Here is a 21566-nt window from a genome sequence, read left to right on the forward strand (position 1 = left end):
ACTTGCCTCCGGCGTCCGGACATGTTGATCGTGCCGCAGCTGAGCCCTGAAGCCGAGCGCGCATGAGCGTATTTGTCCTCCGACGTCTGGTGACCCTGCTGGCGACGCTGGTCGGCGCCTCGCTGATCATCTTCCTGGTGCTCGACGCGCTTCCCGGCAATGCCGCGCAGATGTTGATGGGCGCCGATGCCTCGCCGGACGCGGTGCGCGCGCTCACCATCAAGCTCGGGCTCGACCAGCCCCTGGCGGTTCGCTATCTGCAGTGGATCAAGGGACTTCTCTCCGGCGATCTCGGCAATTCCTATGTCTATGGCACGCCGGTCGCCAGCCTGATCGGGGAGCGGCTGCTGCTGACCGTTCCGCTCGCGATCATGGCCATGGCGATCACGGTGACGCTGGCGCTGTCCGCCGGCATATACACCGCCGCCAACCACAACAAGCTCGGCGACGTCGGCGTGATGTCGCTGACGCAGATCGGCATCGCGCTGCCCAATTTCTGGTTTGCGATCCTGCTGGTGCTCTTGTTCTCCGTGCGGTTGCAATGGCTCTCGGCGGGCGGCTTTGCCGGCTGGGAGGACGGCATCTGGCTCGGCTTCAAGTCGCTGCTGCTGCCGGCGATCTCGCTCGCGGTGGTGCAGGCCGCGATCCTCGCGCGCGTCACGCGCTCCGCCGTGCTGGAAGTGCTGCGCGAGGATTTCGTCCGCACCGCACGTGCCAAAGGGCTCGGCAGGCGCGAGGTGCTGTGGAGTCACGTGCTGCGCAACGCCATGATCCCGGTGATGACGGTGATGGGGCTGCAATTCGCCAATCTGCTGGCCGGCACCATCGTGATCGAGAACGTGTTCTACCTGCCGGGGCTCGGCCGCCTGATCTTCCAGTCGATCGCCAACCGCGACCTGATCGTGGTGCGCAATTGCGTGATGCTGCTCGCGACCATGGTCGTCATCGTCAATTTCGTGGTCGACGTGCTCTACGCCTTCATCGATCCCCGCATCAAGGTCCACGACCTGTGAGCGCGCCCATGACCATCGACGCGCCGCTTGCGACGCGGCCGCTGCCGGCCCGGACCTTCTGGCGCCGCGCACTGCGCCACCGCAGCTTCGTCCTCGGCGGCGCGTTGAGCCTTCTCGTGTTGGCTTCGGCACTCCTGTCGCTGGTGTGGACGCCGTGGTCGCCTTACGAGATCGACATCGCCTCGAAGCTGCGGCCGCCGTCGGCGGCGCATTGGCTCGGCACCGATTCCTTCGGCCGCGACATCGTCTCGCTGCTGCTCGCCGGCGCCCGCTCCACCATCATGGTTGGAATCATCGCCGTCAGCATCGGTCTCACCTTCGGCGTCACGCTCGGTCTGATCGCCTCGGCGCGGCGCGGCTGGACCGAAGAGATCATCATGCGCTTCTCCGACTTCACCTTCGCGTTTCCGGCGGTGCTGTCCGCGATCATGCTCGCCGCGGTGGCGGGGCCGGGCATGGTCACCTCGATCATCGCGATCGGCATCTTCCAGATCCCGACGTTGACGCGGCTGACGCGGGGCTCGGCCAACGCGATCTGGGCGCGCGAATTCGTGCTGGCCGCGCGCGCCGCGGGCAAGGGGCGCTTCCGCATCACCATCGAGCACGTGTTGCCGAACATCCTGTCGATCCTGATCGTGCAGGTCACCATCCAGTTCGCGCTCGCCATTCTCGCCGAAGCGGCGCTGTCCTATCTCGGCCTCGGCACGCAGCCGCCGCAGCCGTCCTGGGGGCGGATGCTGAACGATGCGCAGAGCCTGCTGTTCCAGTCGCCGATGCTCGCGGTCTATCCGGGCGCGGCGATCGCGGTCGCGGTGCTGGGCCTCAATCTGCTCGGCGACGGATTGCGCGACCTGCTCGATCCCAGACTGGCGCGGGAGCGATGACGATGGCCGAGCGCTCCGACGTGCCGCTGATCGAAGTTGAAAACCTCGGCGTCCGCCTCAACACCAGCCGCGGGCCGGCGCAGGCCGTACGCGGCCTCAGCTTCTCGCTGAAGCGTGGCGAGACGCTCGGGCTCGTCGGCGAGTCCGGTTGCGGCAAGTCGGTCACCGCGATGTCCCTGATGGGATTGCTGCCTGATAGCGCTGTGGTCTCCGGCAGCATCAAGCTCGACGGCCACGAGCTCGCCGGGCTGCCGGATGCGGAGTATTGCCGCCTGCGCGGCAACCGCATCAGCATGATCTTTCAGGAGCCGATGACCGCGCTCAACCCGATGCACACGATCGGCGATCAGGTTGCCGAGCCGCTGCGGCGGCACAAGACATACTCGGCGGCGCAGGCACGCAGGGAGACGATCGCCTTGCTCGACCGCGTCGGACTGCCCGATCCCGCACGGCGTGTCGATGCCTATCCGCACCAGTTCTCCGGCGGCCAGCGCCAGCGCATCACCATCGCGATGGCGCTCGCCTGCGAGCCGGACCTCCTGATCGCGGACGAGCCGACCACCGCGCTCGACGTCACCATCCAGGGCCAGATCCTCGACCTCATTGCCGATCTCGTCGAGGAGCGCGGCATGTCGATGATCCTGATCTCGCACGATCTCGGCGTCATCGCCGAGAACGTGCAGCGCATGATGGTGATGTATGGCGGCGCCGTCGTCGAGAGCGGACCGACCGACGAGGTCTTCCGCCGCATGGGCCATCCCTACACGCAGGGCCTGTTCCGCGCGCGGCCGAAGCTCGGCGCGCGCAAGGGGACGCGGCTGCAGACGATATCGGGCACGGTGCCGGAGCTGGCTGATCTGCCGGCGGGGTGCACCTTCTCCGACCGCTGTCCCCTGGTGATCGATGCGTGCCGCGCCGCGCTGCCGCCGATGGTGGAGGTCGGACCGCGCCATGGCGTGCGCTGCATCAGGACTGATGTGTCGATGGCAGAACGCGTTGGAGCGCTGACCGCATGACCGCCGCGCCGCTTCTCGACGTGAAGGATCTCGAACAGCGCTATGCGCTGCCGCGGGAAAGCCTGTTTCGTCCGCCGGGGCAGGTGCGCGCGCTCAATGGGGTGAGCGTGCAGGTTGCCGCGGGCAAGAGCCTCGGCGTGGTCGGCGAATCCGGCTCGGGCAAGTCGACTTTCGCGCGGCTGGTGATGGCGCTGGAGCGGCCGACCTCGGGACAGGTCGCGCTGCTCGGCCGTGATCTCAACCGCATCCCCGCGGATGAATTGCGCCGCGCCCGCCGCGATTTCCAGATGGTGTTTCAGGATCCTTACGGCTCGCTCGATCCGCGCCAGACCATCGCGCGCATCGTGGCCGAGCCGCTGACCGTGCTGGAGGGGGCCGACCGCACCAGGTTTCGCGACCGCGTCGCGGCGGCACTGCGCCAGGTCGGCTTGCGCGATGCGGACATGGAGAAATATCCGCACGAGTTCTCCGGCGGCCAGCGCCAGCGTATCGCCATCGCGCGCGCGCTGATCACCCAGCCCAAGCTGATCGTCGCCGACGAGCCGGTCTCCGCGCTCGACGTCTCCGTGCAGGCCCAGGTGTTGAACCTGATGCAGGATCTCCAGGAGCAGTTCGGCCTCAGCTACATCCTGATCAGCCATGACCTCGCCGTCGTCGACTATCTCTGCGACGAGGTCGCGGTGATGTATCTCGGCCGGATCGTCGAGCAGGGGCGGCCCGAAGACCTGTTCGAGCATTGCGCCCATCCCTATACGCGGGCGCTGCTGGAGGCCGTGCCGCGGGCGCGTGCCGGCGGCGGTCGGCGGCGGCGCGGTGGCCAGGCGATCGCCTCGCAATCGGCGGCGACGGCCGGATGTCCCTATGTCGCGCGCTGCCCGCTCGCCGAGCAGCATTGCCGCGAGGCCCTGCCTGCGTTACGCAAGGTCGGCGAGGGACACCTTGCCGCCTGCCACAGGGCGGAGGCCGTGATGGCGTTGCCGCAGGTCGCCATGGAAGGTTAGTGTCCGGAGCCGGAATGGCGTAGGCTGAAGAACGGAACAGGCCGGGGAGTTACGCATGTTGAGGAAATTGTCGATTGTTGCCGTTGCGGCCGCGCTCGTCGCGGCGCCGTTGCCGGTGCTGGCGCAGAGCAAGAAGGACAGCGTCGTCATGGGGATGACGCTGGAGCCGCCGGGGCTCGATCCCACCAATGCCGCCGCCGCGGCGATCGCCGAGGTCACGCTCTACAACATCTACGAGACGCTGACCAAGATCAACGAGGACGGCTCGGTCTCGCCGTTACTGGCCGAGAGCTGGACCGCTTCGCCCGATCTGAAGACCTACACCTTCAAGCTGCGCAAGGGCGTCAAATTCCACAATGGCGAGCCGTTCGATTCCGCGGCGGTGAAGTTCTCGTTCGAGCGCAACGCGGCGGCGACCAGCACCAACAAGGACAGGAGCCTGTTCCAGGCGTTCGAGAAGGTCGAGACGCCCGACGCCGACACCGTCGTGATCACGTTGAAATATTCCGAGCCGAACCTGCCGTTCCTGCTGGGACAGGCGAGCGGCTCGATCGTCGAGCCCAAGAGCGCGGCGACCAACGTCACCCAGCCGGTCGGGACCGGACCCTATCAGCTGGGCGCCTGGGCCAAGGGCTCCTCGATCACGCTCAACAAATGGGCCGACTATCGCAACGCCTCGGCGATCAAGCTCTCGAAGGTGACGATCCGCTTCATCTCCGATCCGGCCGCCCAGGCCGCGGCGCTGCTCTCGAACGATGTCGACGCATTTCCGCGCATCGCCACCCGCGTCGTTGCTCAGTTCAAGAGCGATCCGCGCTTCACGGTGCTGATCGGCGGATCCAGGGCCAAGACCATCGTCGCGATCAATCATCGGAAGAAGCCGCTTGACGACGTCCGCGTTCGCCGCGCCATTCTCGCTGCGATCGACCGCAAGGCCTTGATCGACGGTGCCGTCGAGGGGTTCGGCACGCCGATCGGCAGCTTCTACACGCCGGGATCGCTCGGCTATGTCGACACCACCGGCGTCAATCCCTACGACCCCGAGAAGGCCAAGAAGCTGCTCACTGAAGCCGGCGTCACCACGCCGCTCGAGCTGTCGCTGAAGCTGCCGCCGCCGCCTTATGCGCGGCAGGGCGGCGAGATCGTCGCGGCCCAGCTCGCCAAGGTCGGCATCGTCGCAAAGATCGAGAACGTCGAGTGGGCGCAGTGGCTGTCGCAGGTGTTCGCCGGCAATGGTCCGCACAATTTCGACCTCACCATCGTCAGCCATGTCGAGCCGTTCGACCTCGTCAAGATCACCGAGCCGGACTACTATCTCGGCTACAACAACGAGAAGTTCAACGCGCTCTACAAGCAGATTGTGTCGACGCCGGAGGAAGCCGCCCGCGCCAAGCTGCTCGGCGACGCCCAGCGCATGCTGGCCACCGACGCCGTCTCCGCCTACCTGTTCCAGCCGCAATGGCCGACCGTCATCAACAAGAAGCTGAAGGGCGTCTGGAAGGAAGTCCCGCAGTTCGAGAACGATTTTTCGGCGTGGGCCTGGGAGTAAGAGCAGCACTCGATCCAGTCGAGCCTCTCGCTTCAATTTTGGCCTCTCCCGTCGGGAGAGGTCAATCGTTTGGCAGGTCCAAGACAAAAACTGAAGAACAACCCCATGCACAGTAGCTGGGCGTAGTCATTTCAATGGCTTGCGCGTTGCGCGTTCAACGGTCGGGGCGATGCGCCGGGATGTTGATGCGTCGGGCAAAACACCGGCAATCGACCATCATCGCGTTTGCGTGGCTGGGGACGCCGTGAGGCGGCACGCCGTGAGCGGAGCGACCGATTGATCGACGTGCAATCCACCGCTTCACGCTTCGCCGCCGATCGAAGAGGCCGACCTTGGAAGGTTGTCGGCTGGTCGCGCCGGCCGTCGCCACGCAGTGGGAACGTAACGCAGTTCCCTGCGCGCAATCAAACTCTCTCCCGAATTCCTGCAAATCTCTGCCATGTGCCAAAGGTAGATTCGCTCCCGGTGAAGCGTGGTCAACAACGCGTCTTGCAAAGAAAAGAATTCTGCAGGCGTCAGGCCCGCTTCCGACAATGAAATGGGAGTTACGCCATGCAGCATCTGCCGAACGACACCATCGACGTCCTGCTCGACCAGTTTGGCCAAATCGAATCCGTCATCGGAGATCCGAACTTTCCGACCGCCACGGACGCGTGGGGCGGCAACGACACCGTGACGGCGACCATCAGCCAGCCCGAAGCAGAAGTTACGATCTTCGGCGATGACAACACGACGCTGCATGGCCTGTCCCACGGTGGCAACGACACGCTCACCGTCAATTTCAACTACGGCTGGAACGAAGCCCTCGTGGTCGGCGATGCCCAGGCGATGATCGACGACGCCAGGGGCGGCAACGACACGATCAATGTCGAGGCCGACTCGCTGTACACCAACGTGCATGCTTTCGGCGACGTCGCCGGCGACATGTCGGGCAATGCGCAGGGAGGCAGTGACACCATCACCGGTGCCGTGGGCTGGCGAAGCTATGACAATGTCTACGCCGGCGATGCCGGCGGTTCCATGAGCGGCACCGCGCAGGGCGGCAATGACACGCTCGAGATCGGTGTGAACACCCGGGAGGGCTCAGCGAACGCCAGCGGCGATGCCATCGGCTCCATCGGCGGCGATGCGCATGGCGGCAACGACAACATTACCATCACCTTCGGCGGCGACATTGTCATGACCGGCGGGTTTGCGTACGGAGATTCGGCGACCTCACTGACCGATAATGCCCAGGGCGGAGATGACATTCTGACGCTCAAGGCCGATGGCCCTGACACGCTCCAGCTGACGCACCCAACGCTTTACGGCGATGCACCGACCATGTCCGGCAATGCCCAGGGCGGCAACGATATTCTCACCGGCACAGTAACCAGTGATTTCCTGTATGGCGATGCGAAGGTCTATGCCCCGGCGGCGCCGGGCTCGATCACCGGCGGCCGCGATATTCTCGACGGCGGCGGCGGCGATGACCAGCTTTCGGGTGGAGGAAACAGCGACACCTTCGTCTTCAACGCCGGCTCCGGCAATGATCTCATCACCGACTTCGATCAAGGCAACACGGCCGTGGGCAGCACCGTGACTGAGCACGATCTGATCGACGTGCAGGACTACGGGTTTGCGGACTGGACGGCGCTGTCGAGCCTGATCAGCGACAATGCCGCCGGTGATGCCGTGATCCATCTGTCGGCGAGCGATACCATCACGCTCGACGGCGTCCAGGCGGCGAACCTGCATGCGACCGACTTCCTGATCTGAGCGAGTTGCTTTGGGCGTAAACGTCTTGCCCTGCCTCCAGCGGGGCGAGACACCGGTTACACCTTCGCCGCCGGCGGCACGACCATTTCCCCGCTTGGACGCCCGATCCTGTCCCGGCACCGAAAGAGCGGAGCGTGTCAGCCTCGCCGGCGATTCAGACTTCGATCCGCTCCGTGATGAGGAGCGCGTCGTCCACGTCCCACCTAAGTATCGAGCGATGTTCACAATTCTTACGCCGCTGAACAAGAATTCGGCGTTAACCATCGCTGGCGGTTCTAATCTGAACGAACTCGCTTCGAAGTTTCTTAAAACTTGCTGGATACCTCTCTTGGGCATGGTGACCTGGGGAAGCATATGAGCAAGCGGGCCAAGCGTAAGAAGGCGGAGACGCTCGCAATACCAATGGCCGCCAGAGTTGCAATTGGCGCCGTGGCCGTCGCCGCATTGGGCTACGGCTTGCTGTCTCGCCCGGCGAGCGTGCAAACGGCGCGGAAGCCGTCCGCGCCCCAAGCCCAGGCATCGTCAACTCCGGTTTACGTGGCGCCTCCGGTTCATGCATCAGTGTCGGCTCCGGCTCCGATTCCGGCCCCGGCGCCTCTGGTCGAGCCACCAAAAGCCGCTGACGGTCCCGGCGCTTTTGTCCGGCAGGTGGTTGACTATGCAAGCCGCCAGGCACCGGGCACCGTGATCATCGATACCAAGAACACGTTTCTTTATTTCGTCCTGAACGACACGCAGGCGATGCGCTACGGCATCGGTGTCGGCCGCGAAGGTTTCACATGGTCCGGTGAGCAGACTGTGGCCCGTAAGGCAGAATGGCCGGATTGGCATCCGCCCGCGGAGATGGTCTCGCGTCAGCCTTATCTGCCGCGGTTCATGGCAGGTGGCCCCGGCAACCCGCTCGGCGCCCGGGCGATGTATCTGGGCGAAACCGAATATCGAATTCACGGCACCAACAAGCCCGATACGATCGGGAAGCGAGTTTCGTCCGGCTGTATCCGGCTGACCAATGAGGATGTCGTAGACCTCTATGAGCGGGTGAAGATCGGAGCGAAAGTGATCGTGCTTCCGACGAGTGCTGCGCGTCGACCCTCCCAGGGCGGGCCGTCCGACGCCGCCTTCCGGTTGCCGGACCCGGCATCGCCGTCGAACCGGTCCTTGGCAGCCAACGCGAAGATGCCGTCGTTTGGACCGGAAATCGCCGAGGCCCGGTAACTCAACCCTCCGTCCGAGTGAAGGTGGCGGCGCATCGTTCGGAAAACGATGCGCCGCCCCTCTCATGCGGCTTTCGCTTCAAGATTGCCGATCCAGTCGCGGGCGAGCGTCACGTCGGCTTGCGACAATTGATGGCCCGCCGGCAGGACCCTGTGCGTCATGCTCGCGCCTGCTTGCGAGAGCAGGGTCGCGAGCCTCGCCGAATTGCCGGCCGGCACGATCGGGTCGCCTTGCCCGGACAACAGCAGGATCGGCTTGCCGGCAAGATCCGCCGTTGGCGGATCAGACAGCGGCACCATCGCGCGCAGCAGGATCGCGCCGGCAAGCACGTCCGGCTCCAGCAGCAACAGCGCGGCGGCGATATTGGCGCCGTTGGAGAAGCCGACCGCGACGGGCGCGGCGATGCCGTAGCGCTGCCGCGCCTCGCTCACGAAGTCGCCGAGTTCATGCGCGCGGCGGCGCACATCTTTCTCGTCGAACACGCCTTCGGCGAGGCGGCGGAAGAACCGGGGCATGCCGTGCTCGAGCACGCGGCCGCGGGGCGAGAGCAGGGCGGAGCCGGGCGAGATCATCTTGCCGAGCCCAAGCAGGTCGTTCTCGTCGCCGCCGGTGCCGTGCAACAGCAGCAGCGGAGGGGAGCCCGCGCGGGTCGCGGGCTCGAAGCGGTGGATGAAGGCACTCTCAGTCATGACGCGGTCTCTTCCAGGCTCGGCAGCACGCCCTCGATCTGCTTGCGGTGCTGCTCGAGGAAAGCAGGCAGCTTGAGGTCCTGCCCCAGCGTCGCGACGGGCTCGTCGACGGCGAAGCCGGGGATGTCGGTCGCGATCTCGAACAGCACGCCGCCGGGCTCACGGAAGTAGATCGAGCGGAAGTAGTTGCGGTCCCTCTGCTCGGTCGGATGCAGGCCGTGATTGCTCACGAGCTTTTGCGCCATGCTGCCTTGCTCGGCATCGTCGGCCGCGCGGAACGCGATGTGATGGACCGACCCGCCGCCCTGATGCCCGCGCAAAAATCCCTTGGCCTCGTAGATGTCGACGATGCTGCCTTCGGCATCGCCCGCAGCCTTGAAGCGGATCACCGAGCCTTCGCGGCCGGTCTCCTTGAAGCCGAAGACGTCGGTGAGGATGGCGGCGGTCTTCGCAGCGCTGTCGAGCAGCAGGGTCACGCCGTGGAAGCCGCGGATGGCATGCTCGGCGGGCACGTCGCCATTGCTCCAGCCGGGTTCGCCTTCGGCGCCTGATACCCCGACCAGCGCGAGCGCCATGCCGTCAGGATCGGTGAACGGCAGCACGGATTCGCCGAAGCGCTTCTCCAGCGCCTCATAGGCAATGCCCTTCTCGGTGAAGCGCTGGGTCCAGTAGCCGAGCGAGCGCTGCGGCACGCGGAAGGCGGTCTGATGGGTCTCGCCGACGCCGCGGCGTCCGGGCGACACGCCGGCCCAGGGAAAGAAGGTCAGGATGGTGCCGGGGCGGCCGGTCTCATCGCCATAATAGAAGTGATAGGTGCCGGGATCGTCGAAATTGACCGTCTTCTTGACGAAGCGCAGGCCCAGATCCCGGGTGTAGAAGCCGAAATTGCGGATGGGGTCGCCGGCGATCGCGGTGACATGGTGCAGTCCAGACATGGTCGTCCTCCTGAGTTCGGGGAGCGTCTTGCTCTGGCCGGAAATATTGTTCCGCTTTGGATTGGAGACAATCCATGCAAATATGACCGCTATGTCTACGATTTGGAAACAATCGGCGAAGGCGGCCCTTGGATAAGCTCGGCAGCCTCCGGGCCTTCGTGAAGGTGGTGGAAAGCGGCAGCTTTGCGGAAGCCGGCCGGCAGCTGCGGCTGTCGCGCTCGGCGATCAGCAAATACATCGCCGACCTCGAGGAGAGCCTCGGGGTCCAGTTGCTTATCCGGACCACGCGGCACGCCAGCCCGACCGAGAACGGCAAGCGCTATTTCGAACGCGCGCTCGTCATCCTCTCGGAGGTCGAGGCGGCCGACCAGGCGGTGACGCAGGCGCAGTCGGCGCCACGCGGGCTGCTGCGCGTCAACGCGCCGATGTCGTTCGGCACGATGCGGCTCGGTCCCGTGCTCGCCGATTTCATGGCGCGATATCCGGAGCTTCAGCTCCAGATCGTGCTCAGCGACGACCTGCTCGATCCGGTCCAGGACGGCTTTGACGTGACGTTGCGGATCGCGGAATTGGAATCGTCGAGCCTGATCGCGCGAAAGATCATGCCGGTGGCGCGCATGATCTGCGCTTCGCCGGATTATCTCGCCCGTCACGGCACGCCCAGGCATCCGCAGGATCTGCGCGAGCATGTCTCGCTGACCTACGGCTTCCTGCTGACCGGCAATCAGTGGAAGCTCACAGGCCGCGATGGCGACCACTGGATCCAGCCGGCCTGGTCGCTTTGCGTCAACAATGCCGAGGTGCTGCGTGATGTCGCGATCAAGGGCAGGGGGCTGGCGCTGCTGCCGGAGTTCATCGCTGCCGACGCGTTGACGAAGGGCGAGCTGCAAGCCGTGCTCGACGATTATGCCGCGCCGCCGCTCGCGCTCTATGCGGTGTATCCGCCGACGCGGCATCTGTCGGTGAAGGTGCGGCTCTTCATCGACTTCCTGGTTGAGCGGTTTGGCCGCGAGGACGAGGGCGTGCGAACGCGCTGAAGACAACTCATGATCGCGCCTAAGTCAGGTCTCGATTTCGAGCCGAACTTCCACATCCTCACCAATGCGGGCAAGCCTGCGCGCTCGTGTCTCCGCAATCGCTGAGGCGCTCCCATTGCAGCCTTGAGCGCTAGTCGAAAATCCTGAGCCGTTTTCCAACTGCTTGCATCGAGTTCTATGTCGTGCATGGCATACCAAGTGATTGTCTAGCCGACCGTACGCTGCTCGGCCGGCCGCAGCAATTGGTCCAATGCGCCCATCGAGGCCTCCTGAAGCGCGGCGAGTCCCTGCGCGGCTTCTTCGCATTCGGCGGGAGACATCGAGGGCGCAGCCAGTTCAACCTCGCGGCAGCGTTCGAACAGGCGGACGAGGCCGAGCGCGCCGGCGGCGCTGCCGAGCTGGTGCGCGGAACGCGCCACCTGCTTGTGATCGCCGGCTGCCGCGGCGCTGACGATGTCGGCGATCAGCCTGTCGCTGGTTTCCCGTAGCAGACGGTGCAGGCTTGCGATCTGTGCGGCACCCAGCAGCTCGCGCTGGTCGTCGAAAAAATGCCGGTCGATCAATGCGCCCGCGGCAAGCTGCGTGGCGGTCGGCTCGGCTTCCGGATCGTCCTCGATCGCCTCGCGCAGCGCGCCGATCAGGATCGGCTTGCTGATGATCCGGACGATGCCGGCGTCTGCGAGCCGCTCGCGCGCGCTGGACGACACGTCCGCCGTCACGGCGATGATGCGCGGTATCTTCGGCAGATCGAGTGCGCCGATCCGGGTCGCGGCCTCGACGCCGTCCATGTCGGGCATGTGCAGATCCATCAGGATGACGTCGAACGAATGATCGCCGGCGAGCTCGACGGCCGATGCGCCGCTCCTGGCGATCGTGGGGTGATGGCCGAGCCGCTTCAGGATCGCCTCCCCGACCTCGCAATTGACGGGATCGTCGTCGACCAGCAGCACGCGGCGCGGCCGCGACGGCGGCGGAAGCGCGCCTTGCGCGATGCCGCCTGCGGCCAGGCCCAGCGGCACCTCGAAGCTGAATGTGCTGCCCACCCCTGGCGTGCTCGCAACCGTCAACTGGCCACGCATCAGGCGGGCCAGGCGCCGCGCGATCGCAAGGCCGAGGCCCGTGCCGCCGAACCGCCGGGCGATGCTGTCGTCGGCCTGGACGAAATCCTCAAAGATCCGCTCGTGCATATCGGTGGCAATGCCGATGCCGGTGTCGCGCACGGTGACGCGCAGCAGGACATGATCGTCGTGCCGCTCGGCGGCCGCGGCCACGGCGATCCCACCCGACGGCGTGAACTTGACGGCGTTGCCGATCAGGTTGAGCAGGATGCGATTGAGCCTGACGGGGTCGCCGTGCACCGAGGTATGGACCGACGCATCGCAGGCAAGATCGAAGGTCAGTCCCTTGCCGACGGCCTGCGGACGCATCAGCTCGGCGGCGGTCTCGATCAGTTGGTCGAGGCGGAAATTGCGCGGCTCCAGCGTTTCGGCGCTGGCCTCCAGGCGCGCATATTCGAGGATGGTGTCGACCAGCGCGATCAGCGTCTCGCCCGACGCGGCCGCGGTCGCGAGGTGGCGCCGTTGCGCCTCACCGAGGCTGCCGTCGTCGAGCAGCTGCACAACGCCCATGACGCCGTTCAGCGGCGTGCGCAGCTCGTGGCTGACGACGGCGAGGAAGCGCGACTTGGTCTCGTTGGCCGCCACCGCCGCGCTGCGCGCGCGCTCGGCGGCGTCGTGCTCGGCGAGCGCGTGATCGCGAGCCTTCTCCAGCTCGGAGGTGCGCTCGATCACCTTGCGCTCGAGCGTCGCGTAGGACTCGCGCAAGTGCGCCGCCATCCGGTTGAACTGGTCGCCGAGCGCTTCCAGCTCGTCGCCGGTCCTGATCGCGAGCCGCAGACCGAGATCGCCGCTGCCGATCCGCCGGGCGCCCTGCGTCAGCAGCTGGATCGGCCCGGTCATGCGCCGGCTGAGGAAGAGCGACACCAGCACCGCACCGATCAGCAGGACGACGAGGAGAAAGGTCGAACGGCCGATCGATGCATAGATCGGCGCATAGGCTTCGCTGAGCGGCAGCTCGACGAACACCAGCCAGCCGAGCGAGGGCACCGTCGCATAGGTCGACAGCACGCGCTGGCCGGTCAGATCCTCCTTGACCAATCCGCCCGAAGGCGGCCCCACGCCTTCGAGCGCGGCGCGCACGTCCGCATGGCCGGAAAGATCGCTGCGCTGCAGTGCCCGCCACAGATCGGGATGGGCGATCAGGACCCCCATGCGGTCGACCACATATGCCTTGCCGGTGTTGCCGACCCTGATCCCGGTGACGAGGTCCCAGATGAAACGCAGATTGACCTCGGCGACGATCACATTCGGATTGCGGCCGGTGCCGCGCGTGGCGAGCGTCATGAACGGCTCGGTGTCGGCGAAGAAATAGACCGGCCCGTAATAGGCGCGGCTTTCGTTGGCGCCGCGGAAGGCGGGCGAGGCGGACAGATCGGCCTTGCTGCCGATCCGGTCGGCGACACGGCGGGACACGCGCACCTGCTCGAGCCCGCGCGAGTCGAGCTCGGCGATTTCCGCGATCGCCGGCGAAAGGCGCAGGAGACGGATGGCGTTGAGGCGCTCGTCTTCGTTGGTCGACAGCTCCGGCGGCAGGCGCGAGAGCCATCTGATCTGGTTCTCGATCTGGCCGACGAACTGGCCGATCTGGATCGCCGCGGATGCTGCCTGCTCGCGCTGGGTTGCCGCCAGAAGCTGCTTCTGCTCGCGATAGGAGAACCAGACGTCGAAGCCGGTGTTGATGGCGAGCGCGGCAAAGGCGAGGGCGAGGATCGAGTAGAGATATTTGCGGAACAGCCGCCCGGGAGGCGTCCGCAAATGTCCCTGGTCGACCGTCTCGCTCACTCGCGGATCTCGTCGGCGCGCGCGAGCAGCGTGAACGGAATGGTCAATCCCAGCGCGCGCGCAACCGTGCGGTTGATCAGGAGCTCGTATTTCCGCGGCGATTGCACCGGAAGATCACCTGCCTTGGTGCCGCGCAGGATGAGATCGACATAGTCGGCCGAGCGTACTTCCAGCGTCGGCCCGTAGCTCATCAGCCCGCCGGCATCCATGAAGTAATGGAACGGATAGATCGTCGGCACGCGATACTTGACCGCCGCCGCGACGACCGCCTGCCGGTTGACGATGAGGAAGCTGTCGACCAGCGCAATCATCGCCGCCTTGGGCGGTTCGGAGAAGCGCCTGACGGCTTCGTCGATGTCCGCCGGCGCATTGACGGGGGCGGGGAGGACCGACACGCCGGACTCGGCCCCCTGTTGCTCGATGGAGTCGAGGAAGAAGCGTCCCGCCCGAGGCGAGGTCGCCGGATTGAACATGACGCCCACGCGCGCGAGATCCGGCACGGCCTCCCGGATGAGCTGAAGCCATTTGCCGCCCATCTCGGCGGTGCTGTTGGTGAAACCGGTCACGTTGCCGCCGGGATGGGCAAGGCTATCGACGAAGCCATTGCCGACGGGATCGTTGGCGGTCGCAAAGACGATCGGAACGGTCTTGGTGGCGGCGAGGACCGCTGCGGTTTCGACGGTCGATCCCGTCAGGATCACATCCGGCTTGAGCTCGAGCAGTTCCTGAACAGCCGCCTTCAGCCGGTCCGGTGCGCCGAAGCTCGAACGCAGCTCGAGGCGGAAGTTGACGCCTTCGACCCAGCCGCGCTGTCTCAAGCCGACGATGAGGCTGCCGAGACGAGAGGTCGCGCTGTCGATCATGCTCCGCCTCGTCAGCTCGTCGTCGAGCGGCAATGCGGTCAACGATGCGACGATCCGCATGCGGTCCGACGTTGCGCCGAGCGCGATCCATCCCGCGGCGGTTGCTCCCGCAACACGAATGAAGCCGCGGCGATCGACCGCGAAAGCGGAAGGCCGTTTGGTCATGGAGTTCTTTGCATGATGGCTTGCCCCAGCTCGGATGCTTAGCGCGAACGGCCGGTGTCCACAATTGATCAAAAAGCCCTTGTGAATGTTCATTCGCAGCGTTTGGCAGCTCGATACCGTATTCGTACGCGGCCCGAGGGATGGTCCGGTGCGCTAACGCCGCAGCGTAAACTCGTCCGCCCCGCGCCGATGCTCCCATTTCGCCTGCTCCAGCTCCGGCCGGTCGCATTCGGTCTCGGGATAGCCGATGCAGAGATAGGCGATGAACTTCCAGGGATCGGGCACGTCGAGGACGGCGTGCACGCGATCCGGATTGAGGATCGACACCCAGCCGAGGCCGATGCCTTCCGCGCGCGCGGCGAGCCACATCGCGGTGATGGCGGCGACTACGGAATATTCCGTGGTCTCCGGCATGGTCGCGCGACCCAGACCGTGGCCGATGTCGCTGGTCTTGTCGGCGAACACCGCGAGATGGCCGGGCGCCTGTTCAAGGCCGGACAGTTTCAGGGTAGCATAACGCGCGGCGCGTTCGCCGGAATAGCAGCTCAGCGCATCGACGTTGCACGCCCTGAAATCGTCGATCACGGCGCGGCGGCGCACGGCATCGTCGACGATGACGAAGCGCCAGGGCTGGCTGAGGCCGACCGAGGGCGAGAGGCAGGCGGTCTCGATCAGGCGGTCCATGGCGCCGTCCGGCAGGGGATCGCTGCGAAAGCGGCGCACGTCGCGGCGCCACACGAACAGCTCGCGCAATTGCCGGCGGAAGGTGTCGTCGAATTCGACCATGAGGTCAGCCTCCGATCTGGAAGGAAGCGGCGACCAGCAGAATGATGATCTCGCCCAGCTGCTCGAACGCGCCGAGGATGTCGCCGGTCTGCCCGCCGATCTGGCGGACCGCAAGCCGCGCCAGCATCAATCCGGCGAGCGACAGCAGGACCAGGCCGACCAGCGCCTTGCTCGGCCCCAAAGCCAGGGCGAGCGCGAGCGTTCCGACTGCAAAGGCGACGGCGATGCTCCGGCCCGGCGGCGCGCCGGCGCTCGCCGACAGCCCGTCCGGCCGGGCGGGCGGGACCAGGGCCATGAAGGCCGGCACGCCGGCGCGGGCAGCAGCATGCGCGGCGCAAAGCGCGAGTGCGACGGAATACGGATTGGCGATGGTCGCGAGCGCGCTCCAGCGCAGGCCGAACGACAGGATCAGCGCGCAGACGCCGTAGGTGCCGATCCGGCTGTCGCGCATGATCTCCAGCTTGCGCTCGCGCGTGCGGCCGCCGCCGAGCCCGTCGGCGGCATCTGCGAGACCATCCTCGTGCAGCGCGCCGGTGATGAGGGCAGTGGTAGCCAAGGCGAGCAGGGCAGCAAGGTTCGGCGTCAGCCCGAACCGCGTGGCGACCTTGTAGACGAAAGCGCCGGCAAGGCCGACCAGCAGTCCCGCGACGGGAAGCGCCCAGGTCGCGCGCGCGACGGCGCCGTCAGGCGCCGGCTTCGACGACGCCACCGGGAGGATCGTGACGAACGATGCCGCCATCCTGAGATCGGCGACGATGTCCTTGAGGAGCTCGGCGCGCGGCATCATTTCAATTTCATGGGAAGGCCGGCGACGACGAACTCGACTTCATCGGCGGCGGCCGCGATCGTCTGGTTCATGATCCCCGCGGCGTCGCGAAAACTGCGCGCCAGCGCATTGTCGGGCACGATGCCGAGGCCGACCTCGTTGGTGACGAGGACGACGGGGCTCTTCAAGCGGGGCAGGGCGCTGGCGAGCTCGGTCACGTCACGCTCCCAGTCGCGCGCCGCATGCATCAGGTTGGAAAGCCACAGCGTCAGGCAGTCCACCAGCCGTGCGCCGCCGCCATCGCTCGCGACCAGCGCATCCACGAGATCGAGCGGTACCTCGCGCTCGATCCAGTCGGCTCCGCGCCGCGCGCGATGCCTTGCGATGCGCGTTTCCATCTCGCTGTCGAGCGGCTCGGCCGTTGCGACATAGACCGGCTGCCCGGGAAAGGCGCGCGTGCGCATTTCCGCGCGCATGCTCTTGCCCGATCGCGCTCCGCCGGTGATCAAGATGACAGCCATAAAGGTCTCCTGGAGGCCTGACTAACCACCAATCGCGGCCAAAGACAAAGCCGAAATCGGGCGTGGAGGGGCTTGCGCTCGCGCCTTGCTTTGCGCAACAGGGGCGGGACAGGAGGCAGGATTGGGCTTTGCGGGCGCGATGGTGGTGGCGATGGCGGTGGATGCCCTCTCGGGCTGGCCGTCATGGCTGTTCGCGCGGATCGGCCATCCCGTGACCTGGCTGGGGCGGCTGATCGGCGCCATCGATCGCGGCTGGAATCGCGCAGCCGATCCGCCGGCGCTTCGCCGCGCCGCGGGTATCGCTGGAGCGCTTTTGGTGATTGCAGTCTCCGTTGTGATCGGCTGGATGATTCAGACCTTGCTTCCCAAGGGTTGGATCGAGATCGTGCTGGTCGGCATCCTCTCCTGGCCGCTGGTCGCGCTGCGCTCGCTGCACGATCATGTGGCTGCCGTGGCGAAGCCGTTGCGGGCCAGCGACATCGCCGCCTCGCGCGAGGCGGTCTCGCGGATCGTCGGTCGCGATCCCACAGCGCTCGACGAGGCCGGCATCGCGCGCGCGGCTATCGAGAGCCTCGCGGAAAACGCCTCGGACGGCATCGTCGCTCCGGTGTTCTGGGGGGCGCTGTTCGGATTGCCCGGCGTTTTGGGTTACAAGGCGATCAACACGCTGGACTCCATGATCGGCCATCGCAGCGAGCGGCACGAAGCCTTTGGCTGGGCCGCGGCGCGCATCGACGATGTCGCCAATTTCATTCCGGCGCGCCTGACCGGATTTTTGTTCGTGCTGCTGGCGCCGAGGCGGTCCGAAGCGCTGTCATGCATGACACGGGACGCGCGCCGTCACCGCTCGCCGAATGCCGGCTGGCCCGAAGCGGCGATGGCCGGCGCACTCGGCGTACGGCTCAGCGGTCCCCGCATCTATCACGGCAGCATCACGAACGAACCCTGGCTCAACGAGGGCGCGCGCGATCCGCTTGCCGCGGATATCGGCGAGGGACTGACGGTCTACCGCCGTGCCATGCTGCTGCTCGCCGGCGTGCTTGCGATCCTGGCCTTCGCGTGAAAGAACGGGGCATGCGCGAGCACGGCGGAAATCTCGATCAAGCCCAAGAGCGTTTCGGCGGACGCGCCGAGGACTGGATCGACCTGTCGACCGGGATCAACCGGCTGCCTTATCCCGTCGGCGAGGTGAGCGCGCGCGCGTGGAGCGCGCTGCCGTCGCGCGCCGAGATCGAGGCGCTGCATCAGGCCGCGCGGCATGCCTATCGCACCAGCGCACCGATCGTCGCGCTCGGCGGCGCGCAGGCCGCCATTCAATTGCTGCCGCAACTCGCGCCGCCCGGCCGCGCGCGCATCCTCGCGCCGACCTATAATGAATATGCCGGCGTGCTGTCGGCCGCGGGCTGGGATGTGCAGGAGGCAGGCGAGCTCGACGCGCTGGCGGGCGCCGACCTCGCCGTCGTCGTCAACCCCAACAATCCCGACGGCCGGACTCATGCGCCAAAGGATTTGCTGGCTCTGCTGCTGCGGGTCGGCCGTCTCGTGATCGACGAGAGCTTTGCCGACGCGGTTCCGCTGTCGCTTGCACCTGAGGCGGGACGGCCGGGGCTGCTGGTCCTGCGCTCGTTCGGAAAGTTTTACGGCCTTGCCGGCCTGCGGCTGGGCTTTGCTCTTGGCGATGCGGCTGATGTGGCCAAGCTCGCGGCGGCTTCAGGGCCATGGCCGGTCTCAGGGGCAGCGATCGCAATCGGTTGTCGCGCGCTGCATGACGATGCCTGGGCCGAGGCCACATCCGCGCGGCTTGCGCGCGACTGCGTTCGCCTCGACGAGATGGCGCGAGCGCAGGGCTGGACCTTGGTCGGCGGCACCCCGCTGTTTCGTCTTTACGAGACGCCTGACGCACGTGCTGCGCAGGAGAAGCTCGCGCGCGGCCATATCTGGTCGCGCGTGTTTGCGCGAGAGCCGACATGGCTGCGGCTCGGGCTTCCCGGCAGCGAAGCCGAATGGACGCGCCTCGCCGAAGCCCTAGCGTGCTAGCGCGAGCAGGCCTGCGACGTCGAGATGTTTTTCGATGTGATCGGCCAGCGCCTCGAGCGCGCTTTCGACCCGGGCCATATAGGGCTCGTTGCCGGCGGGAATGTCGAGCTTGGCCAGATACGCCTTGCGGAAATCATCCGACGTGAACAGGCCGTGCAGATAGCTGCCCTGCACGCGGCCGTCGCGCGAGACCGCGCCTTCCGGCTCGCCGTTCAGCGTCGCGAAGGGGCGGATGCGATCCGGTCCGTCGGTGCGCCCGATGTGGATTTCGTAAGCCTCGATCGCCTGCTTTGTGGCGGCATGCACGGCCGCGACACGCGTCAGCGTCTTCTGCGGGCTCATCACCGTCTCGACATCCAGCAGCCCAAGTCCTGGCGTATCGCCCGCGGGGCCCTCGATGCCATCGGGATCAGCAACGCTGCGCCCCAGCATCTGATAGCCGCCGCAGAGGCCGAGCACGTGGCCGCCGCGGCGATGGTGCGCGAGCAGGTCGATGTCCCAACCCTGCGCGCGCAAAAAGGCGAGATCGCCGCGGGTCGATTTCGAGCCGGGGATGATGACGAGGCGCACGTCGCCGGGAATCGCTTCGCCGGGCCGCACCATTACGAGATCGACGCCAGGCTCGAGCTTCAGCGGATCGAGATCGTCGAAATTGGCGATCCGCGACAGCGCAAGACAGGCGATCTTGCATTGGCCGGGCTTGCGCGCGTCGCTCAGGCCCAGCGCGTCCTCGGCCGGCAGCTCGCCGGCGCGGGCAAACCAGGGCAGCACGCCGAAGCCGCGCCAGGCGGTCTTTTGTTCGATGAGCCTGTAGCCGTCGTCGAACAGGGTAGGATCGCCGCGGAACTTGTTGATGACGAACCCCTGGACCATCGCGGCATCGTCGGGGTCGATCACCGTCTTGATGCCGACGAGCTGTGCGATGACGCCGCCACGGTCGATGTCGCCGACCAGCACGACCGGCACGTCGGCCTTGCGGGCAAAACCCATATTGGCGATGTCGGACTTGCGCAAATTCACCTCGGCCGGACTGCCGGCGCCCTCGACCAGCACGAGATCGGCGCGCGCCTTCAGCCGTTCAAAACTCTCCAGCACCGCGCCCATCAGCGAGGGCTTCATTGCGGCGTAGTCGCGCGCACGCGCCGTGGCAATGCGTTTGCCTTGGACCACGATTTGCGCGCCGACATCGGTCTCGGGCTTCAGCAGCACCGGGTTCATGTCGGTGTGCGGCTCCACGCCTGCGGCGAGCGCCTGAAATGCCTGGGCGCGGCCGATCTCACCGCCGTCGACGGTGACGGCCGCGTTGTTCGACATGTTCTGCGGCTTGAAGGGCAGCACGCGCAAGTCCCGCCGCGTGAACGCGCGCGCGAGGCCGGCGACGATGAGCGATTTGCCCACGTCGGAGCCGGCTCCCTGGATCATCAGCGCGCGTGCCATCGTCGTTCAGAACTCGACGCCGGCCTGAGCCTTGATGCCGGAGCGGAAGGGATGCTTGACCAGCGTCATCTCGGTGACGAGGTCGGCGATCTCGATCAGCTCGTCCTTGGCGTTGCGCCCGGTGAGCACGACGTGAGTCATCGGCGGCTTCGAGGTGGTCAGGAAGTCGACGACCTCGGCGATGTCGAGATAATCGTAGCGCAGCGCGATGTTGATCTCGTCGAGCACGACCATGCGCAGGTTCTCATCGAGGATCAGCTCCTTGGCCTTCTCCCAGCCGGCGCGCGCGGCGGCGATGTCGCGGGCGCGGTCCTGCGTCTCCCAGGTGAAGCCTTCGCCCATCGCATGGAACTGGCAGAGCTCGCCGAAATGACCGGTGAGCAGGCGGCGCTCGCCGGTGTCCCAAGCGCCCTTGATGAATTGCACCACCGCGCAGGGGAAGCCATGGGCAACGCAGCGCACGATCATGCCGAAGGCGGAGGAGGACTTGCCCTTGCCGGCGCCGGTGTGGACGATAATGAGGCCCTTTTCGCCGCTCTTGGTCGCCATGATCTTGTCGCGGGCGGCTTTCTTCTTCGCCATTTTCTGGGCGTGCCGGGCGTCGGTTTCCTCAGGTGTTTGGGTGTCCGGTTCAGGCGTCATTGGATCCGGTCCTTCGGCTTGACAAGAGGCGGCCACCGGCAAATGGTGGCCCGGCGTTGGTTCCTGTCCTATGACAGGCGAAGAGGGAATGCGATAGGGTCCGAATCGGCAAGATTTGGGTCCAAAATGCAGCCGCCCCCGCGACCGTGACCGGAGAGATGCCCAAAGCCACTGATTCCCCAGGGAATCGGGAAGGCGGGGATCGAAGGGCCTAGACCCTGCTCCGCAAGCCGGGAGACCTGCCAGCGCGGACGAGTTTTGGACCGGCGGACGGGGTGTTCCGCGACGGGGAAGCGGGCCTTCTGACGAATGGTCCGTGTGCCTCATCGCCTCCCGCTGTTATCTGGAAGAG

General features: G+C 66.2%; 19 protein-coding genes and 1 riboswitch. Of the genes, 10 read left to right on the forward strand and 9 right to left on the reverse strand.

Annotated features, from left to right (window positions below):
• Positions 1–62 precede the first annotated feature (62 nt).
• From AC066S_RS06745 to AC066S_RS06775, 7 genes are all read left to right on the forward strand, one after another.
• Positions 63–1013, forward strand: a complete 951-nt coding sequence (locus AC066S_RS06745; RefSeq protein WP_135168251.1) for an ABC transporter permease — start codon at positions 63–65, stop codon at positions 1011–1013.
• The gene (locus AC066S_RS06750) at positions 1010–1897 is read left to right on the forward strand and encodes an ABC transporter permease (protein ID WP_126256002.1); all 888 of its coding nucleotides are present in this window, start codon (positions 1010–1012) and stop codon (positions 1895–1897) included. Before AC066S_RS06745 ends, AC066S_RS06750 begins: the two co-directional genes overlap by 4 nt.
• A gap of 2 nt (positions 1898–1899) precedes the next feature.
• The gene (locus tag AC066S_RS06755; protein WP_478269244.1) at positions 1900–2913 is read left to right on the forward strand and encodes an ABC transporter ATP-binding protein; all 1014 of its coding nucleotides are present in this window, start codon (positions 1900–1902) and stop codon (positions 2911–2913) included.
• On the forward strand, positions 2910–3914 hold the full coding sequence (locus tag AC066S_RS06760) for an ABC transporter ATP-binding protein (RefSeq protein ID WP_478269245.1): 1005 nt from the start codon (positions 2910–2912) through the stop codon (positions 3912–3914). Before AC066S_RS06755 ends, AC066S_RS06760 begins: the two co-directional genes overlap by 4 nt.
• A gap of 55 nt (positions 3915–3969) precedes the next feature.
• Positions 3970–5463 (forward strand): ABC transporter substrate-binding protein, encoded by a 1494-nt coding sequence (locus tag AC066S_RS06765; RefSeq protein WP_478269246.1) that lies wholly within the window; start codon positions 3970–3972, stop codon positions 5461–5463.
• Positions 5464–6015: 552 nt separating this feature from the next.
• Positions 6016–7221: a hypothetical protein gene (locus AC066S_RS06770; RefSeq protein WP_478269247.1), complete on the forward strand. Its 1206-nt coding sequence runs from the start codon at positions 6016–6018 to the stop codon at positions 7219–7221.
• Positions 7222–7575: 354 nt separating this feature from the next.
• On the forward strand, positions 7576–8436 hold the full coding sequence (locus tag AC066S_RS06775) for a L,D-transpeptidase (RefSeq protein WP_478269248.1): 861 nt from the start codon (positions 7576–7578) through the stop codon (positions 8434–8436).
• Positions 8437–8498: 62 nt separating this feature from the next.
• Here AC066S_RS06775 and AC066S_RS06780 read toward each other — a convergent pair whose 3' ends face one another.
• Entirely contained in the window at positions 8499–9125 is a 627-nt protein-coding gene (locus AC066S_RS06780) for an alpha/beta hydrolase (protein WP_478269249.1), read from the reverse strand.
• Positions 9122–10060: a ring-cleaving dioxygenase gene (locus AC066S_RS06785; RefSeq protein WP_126255995.1), complete on the reverse strand. Its 939-nt coding sequence runs from the start codon at positions 10058–10060 to the stop codon at positions 9122–9124. Before AC066S_RS06785 ends, AC066S_RS06780 begins: the two co-directional genes overlap by 4 nt.
• A gap of 128 nt (positions 10061–10188) precedes the next feature.
• Between AC066S_RS06785 and AC066S_RS06790 the strand changes: the two genes are divergently transcribed.
• On the forward strand, positions 10189–11097 hold the full coding sequence (locus AC066S_RS06790) for a LysR family transcriptional regulator (RefSeq protein WP_478269250.1): 909 nt from the start codon (positions 10189–10191) through the stop codon (positions 11095–11097).
• 206 nt (positions 11098–11303) lie between these two features.
• Here AC066S_RS06790 and AC066S_RS06795 read toward each other — a convergent pair whose 3' ends face one another.
• From AC066S_RS06795 to cobU, 5 genes are all read right to left on the reverse strand, one after another.
• Positions 11304–13997 (reverse strand): hybrid sensor histidine kinase/response regulator, encoded by a 2694-nt coding sequence (locus AC066S_RS06795; RefSeq protein WP_478269251.1) that lies wholly within the window; start codon positions 13995–13997, stop codon positions 11304–11306.
• Positions 13994–15025 (reverse strand): ABC transporter substrate-binding protein, encoded by a 1032-nt coding sequence (locus tag AC066S_RS06800; RefSeq protein WP_478269252.1) that lies wholly within the window; start codon positions 15023–15025, stop codon positions 13994–13996. The genes AC066S_RS06795 and AC066S_RS06800 overlap by 4 nt, the downstream gene beginning before the upstream one ends.
• Before the next feature lie 153 nt (positions 15026–15178).
• The gene (gene bluB, locus AC066S_RS06805; protein ID WP_478269253.1) at positions 15179–15811 is read right to left on the reverse strand and encodes a 5,6-dimethylbenzimidazole synthase; all 633 of its coding nucleotides are present in this window, start codon (positions 15809–15811) and stop codon (positions 15179–15181) included.
• Between the two features lie 4 nt (positions 15812–15815).
• The gene (gene cobS, locus AC066S_RS06810) at positions 15816–16598 is read right to left on the reverse strand and encodes an adenosylcobinamide-GDP ribazoletransferase (protein WP_478269254.1); all 783 of its coding nucleotides are present in this window, start codon (positions 16596–16598) and stop codon (positions 15816–15818) included.
• The gene (cobU, locus tag AC066S_RS06815) at positions 16595–17098 is read right to left on the reverse strand and encodes a bifunctional adenosylcobinamide kinase/adenosylcobinamide-phosphate guanylyltransferase (RefSeq protein ID WP_135168261.1); all 504 of its coding nucleotides are present in this window, start codon (positions 17096–17098) and stop codon (positions 16595–16597) included. The genes cobS and cobU overlap by 4 nt, the downstream gene beginning before the upstream one ends.
• 121 nt (positions 17099–17219) lie before the next feature.
• Between cobU and cbiB the strand changes: the two genes are divergently transcribed.
• Together cbiB and cobD are read left to right on the forward strand one after the other, a co-directional pair.
• Complete coding sequence (gene cbiB, locus AC066S_RS06820; RefSeq protein ID WP_478269255.1) at positions 17220–18161, forward strand: adenosylcobinamide-phosphate synthase CbiB; 942 nt, start codon at positions 17220–17222, stop codon at positions 18159–18161.
• 11 nt (positions 18162–18172) lie between these two features.
• Positions 18173–19135, forward strand: a complete 963-nt coding sequence (gene cobD, locus AC066S_RS06825) for a threonine-phosphate decarboxylase CobD (RefSeq protein WP_478269256.1) — start codon at positions 18173–18175, stop codon at positions 19133–19135.
• Here cobD and AC066S_RS06830 read toward each other — a convergent pair.
• Entirely contained in the window at positions 19124–20572 is a 1449-nt protein-coding gene (locus AC066S_RS06830; RefSeq protein WP_478269257.1) for a cobyric acid synthase, read from the reverse strand. The two genes, cobD and AC066S_RS06830, sit on opposite strands and share 12 nt — an antisense overlap.
• Positions 20573–20578: 6 nt before the next feature.
• Positions 20579–21214, reverse strand: coding sequence for a cob(I)yrinic acid a,c-diamide adenosyltransferase (gene cobO / locus AC066S_RS06835; protein ID WP_126255987.1), 636 nt, complete (start codon positions 21212–21214; stop codon positions 20579–20581).
• 40 nt (positions 21215–21254) lie between these two features.
• A riboswitch (cobalamin riboswitch) is annotated at positions 21255–21475 on the forward strand.
• Positions 21476–21566: the final 91 nt, after the last annotated feature.

This window comes from Bradyrhizobium sp. CFUWI (genome assembly GCF_056429085.1).

Coding starts and splice junctions, on each gene's coding strand:
- AC066S_RS06780 (WP_478269249.1), bottom strand. CDS start 9,125: ATGACTGAGAGTGCCTTCATCCACCGCTTCGAGCCCGCGACCCGCGCG.
- AC066S_RS06830 (WP_478269257.1), bottom strand. CDS start 20,572: ATGGCACGCGCGCTGATGATCCAGGGAGCCGGCTCCGACGTGGGCAAA.
- AC066S_RS06755 (WP_478269244.1), top strand. CDS start 1,900: ATGGCCGAGCGCTCCGACGTGCCGCTGATCGAAGTTGAAAACCTCGGC.
- cobS (WP_478269254.1), bottom strand. CDS start 16,598: ATGATGCCGCGCGCCGAGCTCCTCAAGGACATCGTCGCCGATCTCAGG.
- AC066S_RS06800 (WP_478269252.1), bottom strand. CDS start 15,025: ATGACCAAACGGCCTTCCGCTTTCGCGGTCGATCGCCGCGGCTTCATT.
- cobO (WP_126255987.1), bottom strand. CDS start 21,214: ATGACGCCTGAACCGGACACCCAAACACCTGAGGAAACCGACGCCCGG.
- AC066S_RS06745 (WP_135168251.1), top strand. CDS start 63: ATGAGCGTATTTGTCCTCCGACGTCTGGTGACCCTGCTGGCGACGCTG.
- AC066S_RS06765 (WP_478269246.1), top strand. CDS start 3,970: ATGTTGAGGAAATTGTCGATTGTTGCCGTTGCGGCCGCGCTCGTCGCG.
- bluB (WP_478269253.1), bottom strand. CDS start 15,811: ATGGTCGAATTCGACGACACCTTCCGCCGGCAATTGCGCGAGCTGTTC.
- AC066S_RS06760 (WP_478269245.1), top strand. CDS start 2,910: ATGACCGCCGCGCCGCTTCTCGACGTGAAGGATCTCGAACAGCGCTAT.
- AC066S_RS06775 (WP_478269248.1), top strand. CDS start 7,576: ATGAGCAAGCGGGCCAAGCGTAAGAAGGCGGAGACGCTCGCAATACCA.
- AC066S_RS06770 (WP_478269247.1), top strand. CDS start 6,016: ATGCAGCATCTGCCGAACGACACCATCGACGTCCTGCTCGACCAGTTT.
- cobD (WP_478269256.1), top strand. CDS start 18,173: ATGCGCGAGCACGGCGGAAATCTCGATCAAGCCCAAGAGCGTTTCGGC.
- AC066S_RS06785 (WP_126255995.1), bottom strand. CDS start 10,060: ATGTCTGGACTGCACCATGTCACCGCGATCGCCGGCGACCCCATCCGC.
- cobU (WP_135168261.1), bottom strand. CDS start 17,098: ATGGCTGTCATCTTGATCACCGGCGGAGCGCGATCGGGCAAGAGCATG.